The sequence below is a fragment of the Xanthomonas prunicola genome, from assembly GCF_025266575.1.
GTDB lineage: Bacteria > Pseudomonadota > Gammaproteobacteria > Xanthomonadales > Xanthomonadaceae > Xanthomonas > Xanthomonas prunicola.
This window is the reverse complement of record NZ_CP096142.1, coordinates 2,379,382-2,394,746: the sequence shown is the minus strand read 5'-3', so window position 1 is coordinate 2,394,746 and position 15,365 is coordinate 2,379,382. Positions and strand designations below refer to the sequence as shown.

Annotated in this window: 14 protein-coding genes; 10 read left to right on the top strand and 4 right to left on the bottom strand. The window is 65.3% G+C overall.

From position 1 onward, the window contains the following. Positions 1-103: 103 nt before the first annotated feature. Both M0D43_RS10355 and M0D43_RS10350 read left to right on the top strand, forming a co-directional pair. Complete coding sequence (locus M0D43_RS10355; protein ID WP_252164548.1) at positions 104-715, top strand: YbhB/YbcL family Raf kinase inhibitor-like protein; 612 nt, start codon at positions 104-106, stop codon at positions 713-715. A 76-nt stretch (positions 716-791) separates the two neighbouring features. Continuing rightward, positions 792-1,802 carry a zinc-dependent alcohol dehydrogenase family protein gene (locus tag M0D43_RS10350; RefSeq protein WP_252164547.1) on the top strand — a complete coding sequence of 337 codons (1,011 nt, stop codon included), beginning with the start codon at positions 792-794 and terminating at the stop codon, positions 1,800-1,802. Positions 1,803-1,853: 51 nt separating this feature from the next. On the opposite strand, the gene M0D43_RS10345 is transcribed toward M0D43_RS10350, so the two are convergent. Next, on the bottom strand, positions 1,854-2,660 hold the full coding sequence (locus M0D43_RS10345; protein WP_252164546.1) for an META domain-containing protein: 807 nt from the start codon (positions 2,658-2,660) through the stop codon (positions 1,854-1,856). A 136-nt stretch (positions 2,661-2,796) separates the two neighbouring features. Beyond that, positions 2,797-3,594, bottom strand: a complete 798-nt coding sequence (locus M0D43_RS10340) for an undecaprenyl-diphosphate phosphatase (protein ID WP_252164545.1) — start codon at positions 3,592-3,594, stop codon at positions 2,797-2,799. A 221-nt stretch (positions 3,595-3,815) separates the two neighbouring features. Between M0D43_RS10340 and glnA the strand changes: the two genes are divergently transcribed. The 7 genes from glnA (at position 3,816) to M0D43_RS10305 (ending at position 11,809) form a co-directional block, all read left to right on the top strand. Further along, complete coding sequence (gene glnA, locus M0D43_RS10335) at positions 3,816-5,225, top strand: type I glutamate--ammonia ligase (protein WP_010379835.1); 1,410 nt, start codon at positions 3,816-3,818, stop codon at positions 5,223-5,225. Positions 5,226-5,502: 277 nt separating this feature from the next. Then, positions 5,503-5,841: a P-II family nitrogen regulator gene (locus M0D43_RS10330; protein ID WP_002808480.1), complete on the top strand. Its 339-nt coding sequence runs from the start codon at positions 5,503-5,505 to the stop codon at positions 5,839-5,841. Between the two features lie 22 nt (positions 5,842-5,863). Next, complete coding sequence (locus M0D43_RS10325) at positions 5,864-7,306, top strand: ammonium transporter (RefSeq protein ID WP_252164544.1); 1,443 nt, start codon at positions 5,864-5,866, stop codon at positions 7,304-7,306. 264 nt (positions 7,307-7,570) lie between these two features. Then, entirely contained in the window at positions 7,571-8,626 is a 1,056-nt protein-coding gene (locus M0D43_RS10320; RefSeq protein WP_252164543.1) for a two-component system sensor histidine kinase NtrB, read from the top strand. After that, positions 8,619-10,046: a nitrogen regulation protein NR(I) gene (ntrC, locus tag M0D43_RS10315; RefSeq protein ID WP_101364772.1), complete on the top strand. Its 1,428-nt coding sequence runs from the start codon at positions 8,619-8,621 to the stop codon at positions 10,044-10,046. The genes M0D43_RS10320 and ntrC overlap by 8 nt, the downstream gene beginning before the upstream one ends. 452 nt (positions 10,047-10,498) lie before the next feature. Continuing rightward, positions 10,499-11,113 carry a superoxide dismutase family protein gene (locus M0D43_RS10310; RefSeq protein WP_260808184.1) on the top strand — a complete coding sequence of 205 codons (615 nt, stop codon included), beginning with the start codon at positions 10,499-10,501 and terminating at the stop codon, positions 11,111-11,113. 48 nt (positions 11,114-11,161) lie between these two features. Further along, a complete protein-coding gene (locus M0D43_RS10305; RefSeq protein WP_252164542.1) occupies positions 11,162-11,809 on the top strand; it encodes a superoxide dismutase family protein in 648 nt (215 codons plus the stop codon). A gap of 42 nt (positions 11,810-11,851) precedes the next feature. On the opposite strand, the gene M0D43_RS10300 is transcribed toward M0D43_RS10305, so the two are convergent. Both M0D43_RS10300 and M0D43_RS10295 read right to left on the bottom strand, forming a co-directional pair. Then, positions 11,852-12,838, bottom strand: a complete 987-nt coding sequence (locus tag M0D43_RS10300) for a TonB family protein (protein WP_252164541.1) — start codon at positions 12,836-12,838, stop codon at positions 11,852-11,854. A 175-nt stretch (positions 12,839-13,013) separates the two neighbouring features. Beyond that, positions 13,014-13,898 carry a hypothetical protein gene (locus tag M0D43_RS10295; RefSeq protein ID WP_252164540.1) on the bottom strand — a complete coding sequence of 295 codons (885 nt, stop codon included), beginning with the start codon at positions 13,896-13,898 and terminating at the stop codon, positions 13,014-13,016. An 89-nt stretch (positions 13,899-13,987) separates the two neighbouring features. Between M0D43_RS10295 and M0D43_RS10290 the strand changes: the two genes are divergently transcribed. Continuing rightward, positions 13,988-15,283, top strand: coding sequence for an acetyl-CoA C-acetyltransferase (locus M0D43_RS10290; RefSeq protein WP_252164539.1), 1,296 nt, complete (start codon positions 13,988-13,990; stop codon positions 15,281-15,283). Positions 15,284-15,365 lie beyond the last annotated feature (82 nt).

Genomic DNA, 15,365 nt, shown 5'->3' with positions numbered 1-15,365 from the left:
CGGTAAACCCGACCGAGCGCATCAGAGGGTTCCATGGCGACGTCTTCCGCTGCGGCGCGGACCCAGGCACCCTGATCCGTATCGCTTCCCTCGGAGACCTCCCATGCGTCTGACCAGCACCAGCATCGAAAACGGCAAGCCCATCGCAGTGGAATTTGCCGCCGGTACGCCGGATGGCTTTGCGCCCAACCGCAACCCGCACCTGGCCTGGAGCGAGGTGCCGGCCGGTACGCAGTCATTCGCGCTGCTGTGCCTGGACCCGGACGTACCGACCGTGCCCGACACCGTCGGCCGCGACGATCTGCAGATTCCGGTGGAGCAGCCACGCACCGATTTCGTGCATTGGGCGATGGCCGATATCCCCGCCGATGTGCATGAGATTGCCGCGGGCAGCTGCAGCGACGGTTTCGTGGTCAAGGGCAAGCAGCAACCGCCCGGCCCGGCCGGTACCCGGCAGGGCCTGAATTCCTACACCCAGTGGTTCGCCGGCAATGCCGACATGGCCGGCGACTACCGCGGCTACGACGGCCCGTACCCGCCGTTCAACGACCTGCGTCTGCACCGCTACTTCTTCCGGGTGTTCGCACTGGACGTGGCCAAGCTCAGCCTGCCCGACAGCTTCACCGCCGCCGATCTGCTGTCGGCGCTTCAGGGCCATGTGCTGGCGGAAGCGGCCTTGCACGGCACCTACACGCTGAACCCATCGCTGCGCTGAGTCATCGCGACGCTGGCGTCGATCGCTCCATCCCCCAAGCCACGTTGGGCCGGCGTCTTAGTACAGGTAATCCCCCATGAAAGCATTCCAGATTGGCAATCAAACCGGCCTTGAGAGCCTGCTCGCGGCCGAGATGCCCGAGCCAGTTGCAGGACCGGGCCAGGTCATCGTCGCTCCGCGACTGGTCGGCCTGATCAACCGCGACCTCCAGATTCTCAAAGGCACCTACGCCGGCAAGCTTGCACCCACGCGCGTTCCCGTTGCCGAAGGTGTGGGCATCGTGACATCCGTCGGCGCAGGCGTCAGCGTAGTCGCGCCGGGCGACCGTGTCGTCAGCGGGCACTTTCCCACCTGGCTGGAGGGCAGGTTTCGCGCCGAGATGTTCGCCCACGATCTTGGCGTCACCCACGATGGCTGGTTGGCGGAGAAGGTGGCGCTGCCTGCATCTGCGTTGATCAAAGTGCCCGCGTCGTTGGACGATGAGGATGTCGCTGCGCTGGCATCGGCCGCCGTTACCGCCTGGCACGCCTTGGTGGAAGTGGCCAGGATCAAGGCTGGCGATCTGGTGCTCTGTCTGGGAACCGGTGGCGTCTCGATGGCCGCGCTCGAACTGGCCAAGCTCCACGGTGCCCGCGTCGCGATCACCTCATCCAGCGACGAGAAGCTCGCGCTCGCGCGCCGCCTGGGCGCCGACATCACCGTCAACTATCGCACCCAGCCTGATTGGGCCGAGGCAGTGATGCAGCTGTCCGGCGGTGGCGCGGACGTCATCATCGAGACCGGCGGGCAGGACACCTTGGGGCAGTCGATCAAGGCAGCAGCTGCCAACGCGACCATCGTGGTGATCGGCGTCACTCCCGGCGCGTCTTCGCCGATTCCCGACTATGTGTCGTTGATCCGCAAAAACGTGACCATTCGCGGCATCGCCAATGGAAGCCGGGCGATGTTCGTGGACCTGCTGCGCGCGATCGAGCAGCACTGCATCAAGACCCTGCACAGCAAAACGTTCCGGTTCGATGAGACGCCCCAGGCCTTTGACTACTTCGCCAAGGCGCAACACGTGGGCAAAGTCCTGATCCAGTTCTGACGCCCGGCAGCGGCATCGCAGCGCGGTGCCGCTGCCGGGCCCGATGCTGGTCTAGCTGCCGGCTTCGATCATCTGGTCGAGCACATACACCTGCCTGGCGTCCGGGTCCGTGCCGGCCGGGTGGCGGGTCACACGCAGCAGGGTGCGGATGCCGTCTTCGTGCTCGAAACCCTCGATCGTGCCCTCGAACGGCTGCCAGTCTTGTGTGGCCGGTTGGCCGGCCTGAGTCTGCTCGCGTACCTGCAGGCAGCGACGCGTCGGGTCGGACACGCAGGGCACGGTGTCTGCGGCCACGTCGAGCAACAGCGTCTGTCCCGGCCCGCCGTAGCGGGTGTCTGCCGTGGGGGTGCCGCCGAAGATCAGCCGGGTGCCATCACTGCGGGTCAGGGTCAGCCGGGGCGCGGCCGCGGCGTTGTCCATGACCACTGCGAAGCGGCCGGACAGCAGGTCGCTGGCAGCGCGCTCCTGCGCCATGCGGCGTGCGTCGGCGCACATCCGCCTGCTGGAGACCACCCGGCCGATCTGCACGTGCGCCTGGGCCACGCTGTAGTTGGCGCCCAAGGCGTTGCAGGTCTGGCTGACCTGGATGCGCTGAGCGTTGAAGTCCAGTTGCACGGGTGGCAAGCCGTCGACGAACAGGCTGCGCAACGCGGTGCCATGCGCATCGCTGGCCTGCTGCAAGTGCCAGTGCTGCGCGCGCAGGGCGGTGTGCAATGGCAGGTTATCCGTCTCAGGGGTCGCCATGACCGGCGCCTGGGTAGCGGCGTGGTTGGAGCCGGGCAGGTCCGGCGAGGCGCCCGATCCGCAGGCCGTCACGCCCGCCGCCAGCAGTGCAGGGGCGAAGAACACGGCACGCATGCGCAGCTCCCGGTGATCGATGGGTCAGTGATACCGCCAGCGTGCGCCCGGGGCAATGACCGGCGTCACGACGTGGACGCCGGGACTGCGCCCCGCGGCGATCGCGACGCGCAGCCCCGGCGGTTGCCGTTGTGTGTCAGCCGGCCGCAGCCGGCAGCCAAAGCAGCAAGGCCGCCCCGAGCACGATGCGGTACACCGCAAACACCGTAAAACGGTGCTTCTTGATATAGCCCAGCAGCCACTTCACCACCACAAAACCGGTAATGGTCGCCGCCACGAAGGCCACCGTCACATCGGCCCAGTTTTCGGTGCCGAAACCGCCTTCCTTGTACATCTCCAGCAACGCGTAGCCGCTGGCCGCAAACATGGTCGGAATGCCCACCATGAAGACGAAATCGGCGGCTGCCGAGCGTCTGCTCAGGCCCAGCAACATGGCGATGAAGATCGTCGAGGCCGAGCGCGAGGTGCCGGGGAACACACCGGCCACGACCTGTGCCAAACCCACCGCGATGGCCACCTTCCAGGTCACCACGTCGCGCTCGGGCAACTTGCCCGCGAAGTGTTCGGCCACCAGCATCCACACCCCGCCAATCAGCAGCGCCCAGGCGACGGGCTGCAGGGTTTCGGGCAATTGCCAGCCAGCCTTGCGCACGATCAGGCCGACCACTGCGGTGACCAGGAAGGCCACGCTGACCTTGAGCACATAGTCGCGGTTGTCGCGCTCGCCCAGGCCAGTGGCCAGGGTCCACAACCGCTGCCGCAGCGCCAAACAGATGGCCAGGATCGCGCCAGCCTGGATGACGATATTGAAGAAGTCAGAACGGCGTCCGAGCCATTGTTCGGCGATCAGCAGGTGGCCGGTACTGGAGATCGGCAGGAATTCGGTAAGGCCTTCGAGAATGCCCAACAGCAGGGCGGAAATCAGATCGGACATCGGACGGGAGAGGGGTTGGGGGAGGCGTCAGGATAGTGCATTGCGGCACGCACCATATTGGTGCTTGGGGTGTGGCACTTTGCACGATTAAGGTGCTAATCAAGTCTAGCGGTCGCGAGCGATGTAAGCAAAATCAAGGAGTTGTGAAGCGCCAATGCTTGGCACGGTCCCTGCTGTAGTACCGCCACCAGCAACTTAACTCCTGCCTGAGGTTTCTTCCGATGTCCGTGGAAAATGTTGAAAAGCTGATCAAGGACAACAAGGTCGAGTTCGTCGACCTGCGCTTCGTCGATATGCGTGGTGTACAGCAGCACATCACCTTTCCGGCCAATATCATCGAGCCGGCGCTGTTTGAAGAAGGCAAGATGTTCGACGGCAGTTCGATCGCGGGTTGGAAGGGCATCAACGAGTCGGACATGGTGCTGTTGCCGGACGCAGGCACCGCATATCTGGATCCGTTCTTCGCCGATCCGACCATCGTGCTGACCTGCGACATCCTCGATCCGGCCACCATGCAGAGCTATGAGCGCGATCCGCGCGGCATCGCCAAGCGTGCCGAGGCCTATCTGAAGTCGTCCGGCACCGCCGACCAGGCGTTCTTCGGCCCGGAGCCGGAATTCTTCATCTTCGATTCGGTGCGCTTTGCCAACGACATGGGCCACACCTTCTTCCAGGTGGGTTCGGAAGAAGCGGCCTGGAACACCGGTGAAAAGTACGACGGCGGCAATAGCGGCTACCGTCCGGGCGTGAAGGGCGGTTACTTCCCGGTTCCGCCGACCGACACCCTGCATGACCTGCGCGCGGAAATGATCAAGACGCTGGAACAGGTCGGTATTGAAACCGAAGTGCACCACCACGAAGTGGCCACCGCCGGCCAGTGCGAAATCGGCACCAAGTTCAGCTCGCTGGTGCAGAAGGCCGACGAACTGCTGACGATGAAGTACATCATCAAGAACGTCGCCTACCGTAACGGCAAGACGGCCACCTTCATGCCCAAGCCCATCGTGGGCGACAACGGCTCGGGTATGCACGTGCACCAGTCGCTGGCCAAAGGCGGCGTCAACCTGTTCACCGGCGACGGCTACGGCGGCCTGTCGCAGATGGCGCTGTGGTACATCGGCGGCATCTTCAAGCATGCCCGCGCGATCAATGCCTTTGCCAACTCCGGCACCAACAGCTACAAGCGCCTGGTACCGGGCTTTGAAGCGCCAGTGATGCTGGCCTATTCGGCACGTAACCGCTCGGCCTCATGCCGCATTCCGTGGGTCACCAACCCGAAGGCGCGCCGCATCGAAATGCGCTTCCCCGATCCGTTGCAGTCCGGCTACCTGACCTTCACCGCGCTGATGATGGCCGGCCTGGACGGCATCAAGAACCAGATCGACCCGGGCGCACCGAGCGACAAGGACCTGTACGACCTGCCGCCGGAAGAAGAGAAGCTGATTCCGCAGGTCTGCTCCAGCCTGGATCAGGCCCTGGAAGCGCTGGACAAGGACCGCGAGTTCCTCAAGGCCGGCGGCGTGATGAGCGACGACTTCATCGACGGCTATATCGCGCTGAAGATGCAGGAAGTCACCAAGTTCCGTGCTGCGACTCACCCGTTGGAGTACCAGCTGTACTACGGCAACTGAGTTCCACCGCGACGATGGCGGAGGCCCCCCCTCCCACCTCCGCCATCGCCGCACACTTGTTCAAGCGATCCATGGCACCGGCCTTGGATTGCCGGGGTATTGAGAGAGCACACAGTTCGCGGCGCGCGGGCCTGACCTCTCCCACGAGGCGGATGCATGGCATCGGCCGGGGGCCGCGTAATCGCGAACGATCGGATGCCGGGGTTGGCATCCAGGTGACTGACACCGCCGGGCGGCGCAATGCCGGCCGGTTCTTTCCACCATTCGGGGTATGCGCATGAAATTGATCACCGCCATCATCCGGCCGTTCAAACTCGACGAGGTCCGCGAGGCCCTGTCCGCAGCGGGCGTGTCGGGCATCACCGTGACCGAGGTCAAGGGCTTCGGGCGCCAGAAAGGCCATACCGAGCTGTACCGCGGCGCCGAGTACGTCGTCGACTTCCTGCCCAAGATCAAGATCGAGACGGTGGTGACCGACGACCGGTTGGACGCCGTGGTCGAAGCGATCCAGAACGCGGCCGGCACCGGCAAGATCGGCGACGGCAAGATCTTTGTGACTGCGATCGAGCAGGTGGTGCGGATTCGCACCGGCGAGATCGGCGCCGATGCGCTCTGAGTCCCTCACCCCCGGAGTTCTTATGAAGACAGCCCTTTTTGCCGGGTGGAAAGCCCGGTTCTACAGTGTCTGCATGCTGATGCTGTTCAGCGCGCTGGTGGTGGGCGGCATGGGCAGCGCGCACGCGCAGTCCACCCCGCAGGTCACCCCACTGCCGACCGAGCCGGTCACCACCGAACCGCTGCCGTCGGCGCAGCCGCCCGCCGCGCCGGTCGCTGCCGCCGAAGCCGCGCCGGTGGTCGACAAGGGCGATGTCGCCTGGATGCTGACTTCCACGCTGCTGGTGCTGCTGATGGTGGTGCCGGGCCTGGCGTTGTTCTACGGCGGCATGGTGCGCGCCAAGAACGTGTTGTCGGTGCTGATCCAGGTCGCTGTGGTGTTCTCACTGCTGACCATTCTGTGGGTGCTGTACGGCTATAGCCTGGCGTTCTCCGGCGAAGGCCCATGGATCGGCAATCTGGACAAGGCGCTGCTCAAGGGCGTCACCATCGAAAGCCTGGCGGCCACCTTCACCAAGGGCGTGAGCCTGCCGGAATACGTGTTCGTGGCGTTCCAGGCGACCTTTGCCGGCATCACCGGCGCGCTGATCGTCGGCGCCTTTGCCGAACGCGCCAAGTTCGGCGCGGTGCTGTTGTTCTCGGTGATCTGGTTCACCTTCGGCTACCTGCCGCTGGCGCACATGGTCTGGGCTACCGGTGGGTATCTGTTCGGCTTGGGCGCGCTGGATTTCGCCGGCGGTACCGTGGTGCACATCAACGCCGGTGTTGCCGGCCTGGTCGGCGCCTACTTCGTCGGCAAGCGTGCCGGGTTGGGGCGTGAGGCGATCAAGCCGCACAACGTGACCCTGACCTTCGTCGGCGCTTCGCTGCTGTGGGTGGGCTGGTTCGGCTTCAACGCCGGCTCCAACCTGGAAGCCAATGCGGGTGCGGCGCTGGCCTTCCTCAACACCTTGCTGGCGACCGCCGCCGCCATCCTGGGCTGGTCGCTGACCGAGAAGATCATCAAGGGCAAGTCGTCCGCCCTGGGTGTGGCCTCGGGCATGGTCGCCGGCCTGGTCGGCATCACTCCGGCTTGCGGCACCGTGGGTCCGTTCGGCGCCATCGTGATCGGCCTGGCGGCCGGCGTGCTGTGCGTGTGGGGCGTCACCGGCCTGAAGCGCCTGCTCGGTGCCGACGACAGCCTGGACGTGTTCGGCGTGCATGGCCTGGGCGGCATCATCGGCGCGATCCTGACCGGCGTGTTCTCGGCGGCCTCGCTGGGCGGCCAGAAGGGCGGCGATTACGACATCGTCCATCAGGTCGGCATCCAGGCACTGGGCGTCGGGATCACCATCGGCTGGATCGGCGTGGTGTCGGTGGTGGGGTTTGTGGTCGCCAAGCTGGTGTTCGGCCTGCGCGTGAGCGAAGAAGCCGAGCGCGAGGGTCTGGATATCACCTCGCACGGCGAAGCCGCGTACGAGTCCTGAGCATGCACACCCGCGGCCACGCTGCCGCGGGTGGCGCAACGACCCGGCCGGGAATGCCCAGCCGGGTCCGTTCTCCCCGTCGCCCCGCCGGGCGCGGAACAACTGCCGAGGTGCCTGCATGACCAGCCCCACGCCCGTGACTGCCGGCGCGGATGCACGCTGGATCGGTGCGACCCGTCGCCGCCCGGCCAGCAGTATTTCAACGCACGCTTCGTTTTGCGCGCCATCCGCGCATTCCAATTCTGTTTGCACTAAATTGGTGCAATGGTGACGTCCTCTTCCATGCCATCGCTGGATAGCCTGGGCACGCCGGTCGCCTGGGCCGACCGCGAGGGCCGCGTGCTGGGCGTCAACCCGGCGTTCGCGCGCTGGCTCGGGGTCAGCACACGGCGATTGGTCGACCAGCCCTTGGCCGCGCTGGAAGTGCAGGGCGATGCGCTGGCGCGCTTCCTGCTCAACGACGAACGTGATGTATTGCGTCTGCACCGATTGGCGCTGGGCCTGCCCAACGATGCACCCCGCTTTGCCGAGGGCTGGCTGTCGCGGCTGGACGATGGTGGCTGGTTGCTGGAAACCCATCCGGTCGACGAGTTCCCCGCACTGGATCCCACCCACGCCTTGCCCAATGCCTTGAGCGCCGCGTTGAAGGGTCTGGCGCACGAGCTGCGTAACCCCTTGGCCGGACTGAAGGGCGCGGCGCAGTTGCTGGCGCGCCGTTCGGCCGGCCGCGACGAAGACGAGCGCGAGCTGATCGAGCTGATCGGCACTGAGATCGAACGCCTCAACACCTTGCTCGAGCGGCTGCTCTCGCCCACCCCGGCGCGCCCGCACGACCGTCTCAACATCCACGTGGTGCTCGAACGCGTGCTGCGCCTGGCCGAAGCCGAAGGCGGCTGGTCGGTGCAGGTGCAGCGCGATTACGACCCCAGCATTCCCGACATTTTGGGCGATGGCGACCGCCTGACCCAGGCGGTGTGGAATCTGGTGCGCAACGCCTTCCAGGCCGGCGCCACCCGCGTGACCTTGCGCACTCGCGTCGAGCACGGCCAGCGCATCCGCGACCGCGTGCATGCGATGTCGCTGCGACTGGAAATCATCGACGACGGCGGCGGCGTGCCGGAAGAACTGGCCGAGCACCTGTTCCTGCCGCTGGTCAGCGGCCGTGCCGAAGGCAGCGGGCTGGGCCTGGCGCTGGCCCAGCAGGTCTCGCGCGAACACCACGGCACGCTGACCTACCGCTCGCGCCCTGGCCATACCGTCTTCACCCTGCTGTTGCCCGAGCTGGCCGGCGATCACGACAAGGAGCATCTGCATGGCTGAGGCCGCCGCCGTATCCCATATCTGGGTGGTCGACGACGACCGTTCGGTCCGCTTCGTGTTGTCCACCGCCTTGCGCGATGCCGGCTACGCGGTGGACGGCTTCGACAGCGCTGCCGCCGCGTTGCAGGCGCTTGCCATGCGGCCAACGCCGGACCTGCTGTTTACCGACGTGCGCATGCCAGGCGAAGACGGCCTGACCTTGCTCGACAAACTCAAATCCAAACACCCGCAATTGCCGGTGATCGTGATGTCGGCCTACACCGACGTCGCCAGCACTGCCGGTGCCTTCCGCGGCGGCGCGCATGAGTTCCTGTCCAAGCCGTTCGACCTGGACGATGCGGTGGCCCTGGCCGCACGCGCGCTGCCGGACGCCGATGCCGGCGCCGAAGAGATCGTCGCCACCCGCCTGGCCGAGGGCTCGGCCTCGTTGATCGGCGACACGCCCGCAATGCAGGCCTTGTTCCGTGCGATCGGGCGCCTGGCGCAGGCGCCGCTTTCGGTATTGATCAACGGCGAAACCGGTACCGGCAAGGAACTGGTCGCGCGCGCGCTGCACAACGAATCGCCGCGCGCGCGCAAACCCTTCGTCGCGCTCAACACCGCCGCCATCCCCGCGGAACTGCTGGAAAGCGAGTTGTTCGGCCACGAAACCGGCGCCTTCACCGGCGCGACCAAACGGCATATCGGCCGCTTCGAACAAGCCGATGGCGGCACGCTGTTTCTGGACGAAATCGGCGACATGCCGTTGCCGCTGCAGACCCGCCTGCTGCGCGTGCTTGCAGAGAACGAATTCTTCCGCGTCGGTGGGCGCGAATTGATCCGCGTCGATGTGCGCGTGATCGCCGCCACCCACCAGGATCTGGAAGCGCTGGTCGAACAAGGCCGCTTCCGCGCCGATCTGCTGCACCGCCTGGATGTGGTGCGCCTGCAACTGCCGCCGCTGCGCGAGCGTCGCGGCGACATCGCGCAGCTGGCCGAAAACTTCCTGGCCATGGCCGGGCGCAAGCTCGACATGTTGCCCAAGCGGCTGTCGTCGGCCGCGTTGGAAGACCTGCGCCAATACGACTGGCCCGGCAACGTGCGCGAACTGGAAAACGTGTGCTGGCGTCTGGCCGCGCTGGCCACCGCCGACATCATCGACGTGGTGGATGTGGAAGCCGCACTGGCACGTGGTGGACGTCGTCACCGCAGCGGTCGTAGCGACGGCCAGTGGGACGACATGCTCTCCAGCTGGGCCGCGCAACGCCTGAGCGAAGGCGCCCAGGGCCTGCACGCCGAAGCCCGCGAGCGCCTGGACCGAACCTTGCTCGAAGCCGCCCTGCAACTCACCCAGGGCCGCCGCGCCGAAGCCGCCGCCCGCCTGGGTCTGGGCCGCAACACGGTCACCCGCAAACTCGGGCCCGGACGCAAACGGCGCTGATAACCCCTCTCCCGCTTGCGGGAGAGGGGTTATCAGCGAGCGGATCTTGCGTCGATGAGAAGCCGTGTCGCGCGCGCGCAGCTGCTTGAGCCAAACAGCGAACCAGGCGAGATCGACAAGTATCCTGGCGGCAAGCGTGCATGAGCTCGCCGTTTTCTCGTTCGCACGCGCCACTGTCTCGATGACCTGGCGGCGCACGATGCCCCCATCCGCCCTTCGGGCACCTTCTCCCGCACGCGGAAGAAGGCAAGACGCGCGGGCAAGGCAAGCATCAATCTTCGCAGTCGAGTCCTTCTCGCGCCTGCGGGAGAGGGATTGGGGTGAGAGCGCCCTTTGCGCATGTCCCGGCCCGCGACCCAACCCCGTAAACTCCCGGCCTGCCGGCGGGCGCATTTCATGACATGTGAACACGCACCCGCATAGGTTTTCAGCCTGATCAGGAGAACTGCTTGATGCGTTATCGGTCGCCGACGATCGTTGCCCTCACCGCGCTGGTGCTGGCCGCCTGCAGCAGCACGCCACCGCCGCCGAAGGCGCCTCCACCGCCGGCCGCACGCGTGGTGCCCATTCGCCCGGTGCAACAGGCCGAAGCAGTGCTGGCATCGGCCTCGGGCAGTTTGGTCAGCGGTCGGGTGGTGCTGGTGCCTGCATTGCAGGGCATCCGTCTCACCGGCACCATCGGCGGCTTGCGTCCAGGCGGTGTGTCCGGCTTCCATGTGCACGAGCGCGGCGATTGCAGCGCGGCCGATGCCAGTAGCGCGGGCGCGCATTTCAACCCAAGCGGTGCGCCGCACGGGCGTGCCGGTAGCGGTGCGCACCATCTGGGCGACATGGACAATCTGCGTGCCGACGCCGAAGGCGTGGTGCATCTGGACATGATTCTGTCCGGCATCAGCCTGGGCGACGGCGCTCCGACCGACGTGGTCGGCAGGTCGCTGATCGTGCATGCCGATGCCGATGCCGATGCCGATGACTATCGCAGCCAGCCGAGCGGCAATGCCGGCGCGCGTCTGGCCTGCGGCGTCATTCGCGTCGCCAAATGGGGCACGCCCCCTTCGCAGCCCTGAATCAGGGCGTCACTGGCTGCAACTGCGGCCCTTCTTCAGGAGTACTCCATGCGCATTCTTCCGACCACCCTGTTTCTGGCCACTGCCCTGGTGCTGACCGCATGCAAGCGCGACGAGCCGGCACCGGCCGACCCAGCACCTGCACCCCAGGCCGGCACGCCTGCCGAAGCGGCGCACGGCGGCGAACATGCCGCCTCCATGGTCACCGAAGCGGCCGCCACCACCACTGCAACCGCCGAGCTCAAGCCGACCAAGGGCAATGACGTCAAAGGCACGGTGACCTTCAAGACCGTTGACGGCGCACTGCGCGTTACCGGCCAGCTGAGCGGTCTTAAGCCCAACACCGAGCACGGCTTCCACATCCACGAAAAGGGCGATTGCAGCGCACCGGACGGCAGCAGCGCGGGCGGCCACTTCAACCCGTCGCAGTCCGATCACGGCAACGTCAGCGCCGAACCGCACCACGGCGGCGACATGCCCAACATCAAGTCCGATGCGCAGGGCAACGCCACGATCGACGGCCCGGTGTCCAGCAACGTCAATCTCGGCAAGGCAGACCAGTTCGATATCGCGGGCCACGCGGTGATCGTGCACGCCGATGCCGACGACTACAAAACCCAGCCCACCGGCAACGCAGGCGGCCGTCTGGCCTGCGGCGTGATCACCACCGATAACGCGCAGGCGGCAACACGTTAAGTGCCAATCTCCTCGGCCGCGATTGAGTGCGGCCGAGGAAGATCAATGCGTCGCTGACACTGGCTCAACCATGTGACGAATGCGACTTTCGATTTGCGCGCAATTTGTAGGGTTTGAATCACAAACATAGTTGACGCGCGTCATCGGACGTCGCTGGACACTTGCTTCGTCTGTGATTGTCTCGCTGCGCGTGCGGATTACCGCAGGGGCCCACGGGTGCGGGGGCATAAACATCAGCCAAGTCGTCACATTTGGCTGTTCGAGTTGGTCGGATGAAAGGATTTGCTCCATGACCTTCTTGAGACTGGTCGTGTAGACCTTTAAGCCTGGTGTGTCCTGCTGATCTTTGCTCAATTCCACGTCATTGTGTTTCGGCAGATTCTCGAAAAACTGTTTTGCGTGCGTGTACTCCATGGGGAGGGTGTGGCGAACGGTCGTCTTTAGATCCGAATTGAAAGGGGGGATTTTTCGTTTCGCTCTCTCTACTCTTTCTAACTTTTCTAGCTCTTCTTGACTTGGGCGGTCTGAAAAGTTGAATTGCTCCGTCGTCAATGCGGTTTGCGTTGGCGCGGGAGAGGAGTCGCACGAGAAGCGCCATTTGCGCGCGGCATCGAGCACAGCATTGTCAGCATCGGCGTAGCCGCTACCTGTTTGTAGACTGACTTCTGCATTGCCATTGGCGATGTCGCCAGGGCGAAGGTTGAGTTCAACAGATCCTTTCGCGTGCTCGCGTCTTAGCTGCTCAGGATGGACGGGCCTGTGTGCTCTCCACGAATCCCCGTCTAGTTTGCAGCGCGGCGCGGGAATCCGCACAGTCAGCAATGCTGTTCCCGGAGTTGCCTTGCAATGGTAGCGCCACCGTTTCGCGGCAGTCATAGCTGCGCGATCGACTAGTCTGTTGCGAGATGACCTGGCAATGGAGGTGTCTTTAACCTTTTCGTCCTTATCAATGGTTGCAAGCACCTCTACTGTCGTCTCGTAATCGGCGTGCAAATTGTACGATTCGAGTGCGACAGGCGAAGCAGCCATCGAATCAGCGTCGACGGTACAGTTGGACGAGATGGGAGTGGGCTCAGCTGCATGGAGTAAGCCGCATGCGCAAATCCAAACGGTGACCACCGCTCCAAGTCACAGAGAATATGCGTTGCGCTTCATAATTATTCGTCCGTGAAACGGTAGATAATCCGTGGGGGATTAATAACAGCTAGCTAGCCAGCGCCTGCCGCGGATCCTGGCCTGGTTCCACATGCACGTACAGCACTGGCAACCCATGCGCCTCCAGCACAGCGGCCATCTGCCGCTGGCGCGCAAGATAGTGCTCGTACACGCCGCGCAGGCGTTCGCAGTTTTCGCGGTCGTGCGCGTAGTAGTCGCACCATCCGGCCGGGTCGAACAGGGCAATGCGCACTTCGCCATCGATGTAGCGCAACACCGGCTCGGGTGCTTGTTCCAGCCACTCTTCGGTTTGTGGCGCCAGCAGCGCGGCTTCGATCAGCGGCCACAGCGGCGCCAGGCCCTGATTGTCGTACTGCATCGACATCATCGCCGCCAGATCGTTGGCGGTGAGATACCGCGCATGTTCGATACGGGCACCAAAGCTTTCTTGCGCCAGCAACGCGGTGTCAGCCTGCGCCATGCCCTGAGCGAGTAAGACTTCTTCCATTGCATCGGCCACGGTGGCGACCGTTTGCGGATCGCCGGAAAGCAGGAACGGCAGCACGCGTAAGCCGCCCCCGACCAGTTGCGCATCGGCCTGAAACGGCAGCGGAATCTCGCCCTGCGCATCGGCACCGAAGGCCAGCACCCGCGGTCCCTGGTCGCGGCCGGGAGCGCGCGCCTGCAGTTCTTCCAGCCGCCGATGCAGCGGCCAGCCGGGCCGCAGCACTTCGGCCGGGTCGAAATGCGCCAGCGCCACGCTCAGTTCCAGATCGCGGATTTCGGGGATCCATTGCGCCAGATCGCGGCCAATGCGTTCGGCCAGCATGCCGGCCTGCTCGGGCGCCAGGGCGCCGCGCTCGGGGGCGGTGCCGCCCGTCAATTCCAGCGCCAGCACACCCATGGCGGTTACGCCGTGTTCGGTCTTACTCATAGTTCGCGGTTGGCCCATCACGGGGTCGAAGCTACACTGCGGGCCATTATGCCTGCCGGCCCTGTGCAGGCCATGTCCCCGAGTCCTCCATGCCAGCTCAACCGATGCCCGCAGCCCGTCCCGTCGCCATTCTGGGCGGCGTTCGTATCCCGTTCTGTCGTCAGAACACCGCATACGCGGACGTGGGCAACCTGGGCATGTCGGTGCGCACGCTGGGCGCGCTGGTCGAACGCTTCGGCCTGCATGGACAGCAACTGGGCGAAGTGGCGATGGGCGCGGTCATCAAGCACTCCTCGGACTGGAACCTGGCCCGCGAGGCGGCGCTGTCGTCCGGGCTGTCGCCGCTGACGCCGGGCATCACCCTGCAACGCGCCTGCGGCACCAGCCTGGATTCGGTGATCACCATCGCCAACAAGATCGCGCTCGGGCAGATCGATTCGGGCATCGGCGGCGGCTCGGATACCACCTCGGAAGTGCCGATCGTCTACGGCAAGAAGCTGCGCGCGCGGCTGATGGCCGCCAACCGCGCCAAGGCCACCGGCGACAAACTCAAGGCGTTGCTGCGGGGCTTCAAGCTGAGCGAACTCAAGCCCGAATTTCCCGGCGTGGCCGAGCCGCGCACCGGCAAGAGCATGGGTGACCACTGCGAGGACATGGCCAAGGAATGGAACATCTCGCGCGACTCGCAGGACGAATGGGCGGTGGCCTCGCACCACAAGCTGGCCGCCGCCTATGAGCGCGGCTTCTTCGACACGCTGATCGCGCCGTTCCGCGGCGTCTCGCGCGACAACATCCTGCGCGCCGACACCTCCCTGGAAAAGCTGGCCACGTTGCGCCCGGCCTTTGACAAGACCTCCGGCCGCGGCACGCTGACCGCCGCCAATTCCACCCCGCTGACCGATGGCGCCGCCGCGGTGCTGCTGTCCAGCGAGGCCTGGGCGTTGGCGCACGGCCACACGCCGATGGCCTATCTGCGCGATGCGCAGGTGTCGGCGGTGGATTTCGTGCATGGCGAGGGCCTGTTGATGGCGCCCACCATCGCGGTGCCGCAGATGCTGGCGCGCCAGGGCCTGACCCTGCAGGACTTCGACATCTACGAAATCCACGAAGCGTTTGCCGCGCAGGTGCTGTGCACGCTGCGCGCCTGGGAGAGCGAGGATTACTGTCGCACACGTCTGGGCCTGGATGCGCCACTGGGCCGCATCGACCCCGACAAGATCAACCCGCTGGGTTCCTCGCTGGCCACCGGCCACCCCTTCGCGGCTACTGGTGCACGCGTGGTAGCCACCGCCGCCAAGCAGCTGGAAGAACGCGGCGGCGGCCGTGCGTTGATTTCGATCTGCACCGCCGGCGGCATGGGCGTGGTGGCCATCGTCGAGCGCTGACGCTGCTGCGCAGCGTGGGATTGGGCATTCGGGATTGGGGATTCGCAAAAGCAGACGCGGACTCCTGATTTTACGAATCCCC

Coding starts and splice junctions, on each gene's coding strand:
- M0D43_RS10355 (WP_252164548.1), top strand. CDS start 104: ATGCGTCTGACCAGCACCAGCATCGAAAACGGCAAGCCCATCGCAGTG.
- M0D43_RS10350 (WP_252164547.1), top strand. CDS start 792: ATGAAAGCATTCCAGATTGGCAATCAAACCGGCCTTGAGAGCCTGCTC.
- M0D43_RS10345 (WP_252164546.1), bottom strand. CDS start 2,660: ATGCGTGCCGTGTTCTTCGCCCCTGCACTGCTGGCGGCGGGCGTGACG.
- M0D43_RS10340 (WP_252164545.1), bottom strand. CDS start 3,594: ATGTCCGATCTGATTTCCGCCCTGCTGTTGGGCATTCTCGAAGGCCTT.
- glnA (WP_010379835.1), top strand. CDS start 3,816: ATGTCCGTGGAAAATGTTGAAAAGCTGATCAAGGACAACAAGGTCGAG.
- M0D43_RS10330 (WP_002808480.1), top strand. CDS start 5,503: ATGAAATTGATCACCGCCATCATCCGGCCGTTCAAACTCGACGAGGTC.
- M0D43_RS10325 (WP_252164544.1), top strand. CDS start 5,864: ATGAAGACAGCCCTTTTTGCCGGGTGGAAAGCCCGGTTCTACAGTGTC.
- M0D43_RS10320 (WP_252164543.1), top strand. CDS start 7,571: ATGGTGACGTCCTCTTCCATGCCATCGCTGGATAGCCTGGGCACGCCG.
- ntrC (WP_101364772.1), top strand. CDS start 8,619: ATGGCTGAGGCCGCCGCCGTATCCCATATCTGGGTGGTCGACGACGAC.
- M0D43_RS10310 (WP_260808184.1), top strand. CDS start 10,499: ATGCGTTATCGGTCGCCGACGATCGTTGCCCTCACCGCGCTGGTGCTG.
- M0D43_RS10305 (WP_252164542.1), top strand. CDS start 11,162: ATGCGCATTCTTCCGACCACCCTGTTTCTGGCCACTGCCCTGGTGCTG.
- M0D43_RS10300 (WP_252164541.1), bottom strand. CDS start 12,838: ATGGCTGCTTCGCCTGTCGCACTCGAATCGTACAATTTGCACGCCGAT.
- M0D43_RS10295 (WP_252164540.1), bottom strand. CDS start 13,898: ATGAGTAAGACCGAACACGGCGTAACCGCCATGGGTGTGCTGGCGCTG.
- M0D43_RS10290 (WP_252164539.1), top strand. CDS start 13,988: ATGCCAGCTCAACCGATGCCCGCAGCCCGTCCCGTCGCCATTCTGGGC.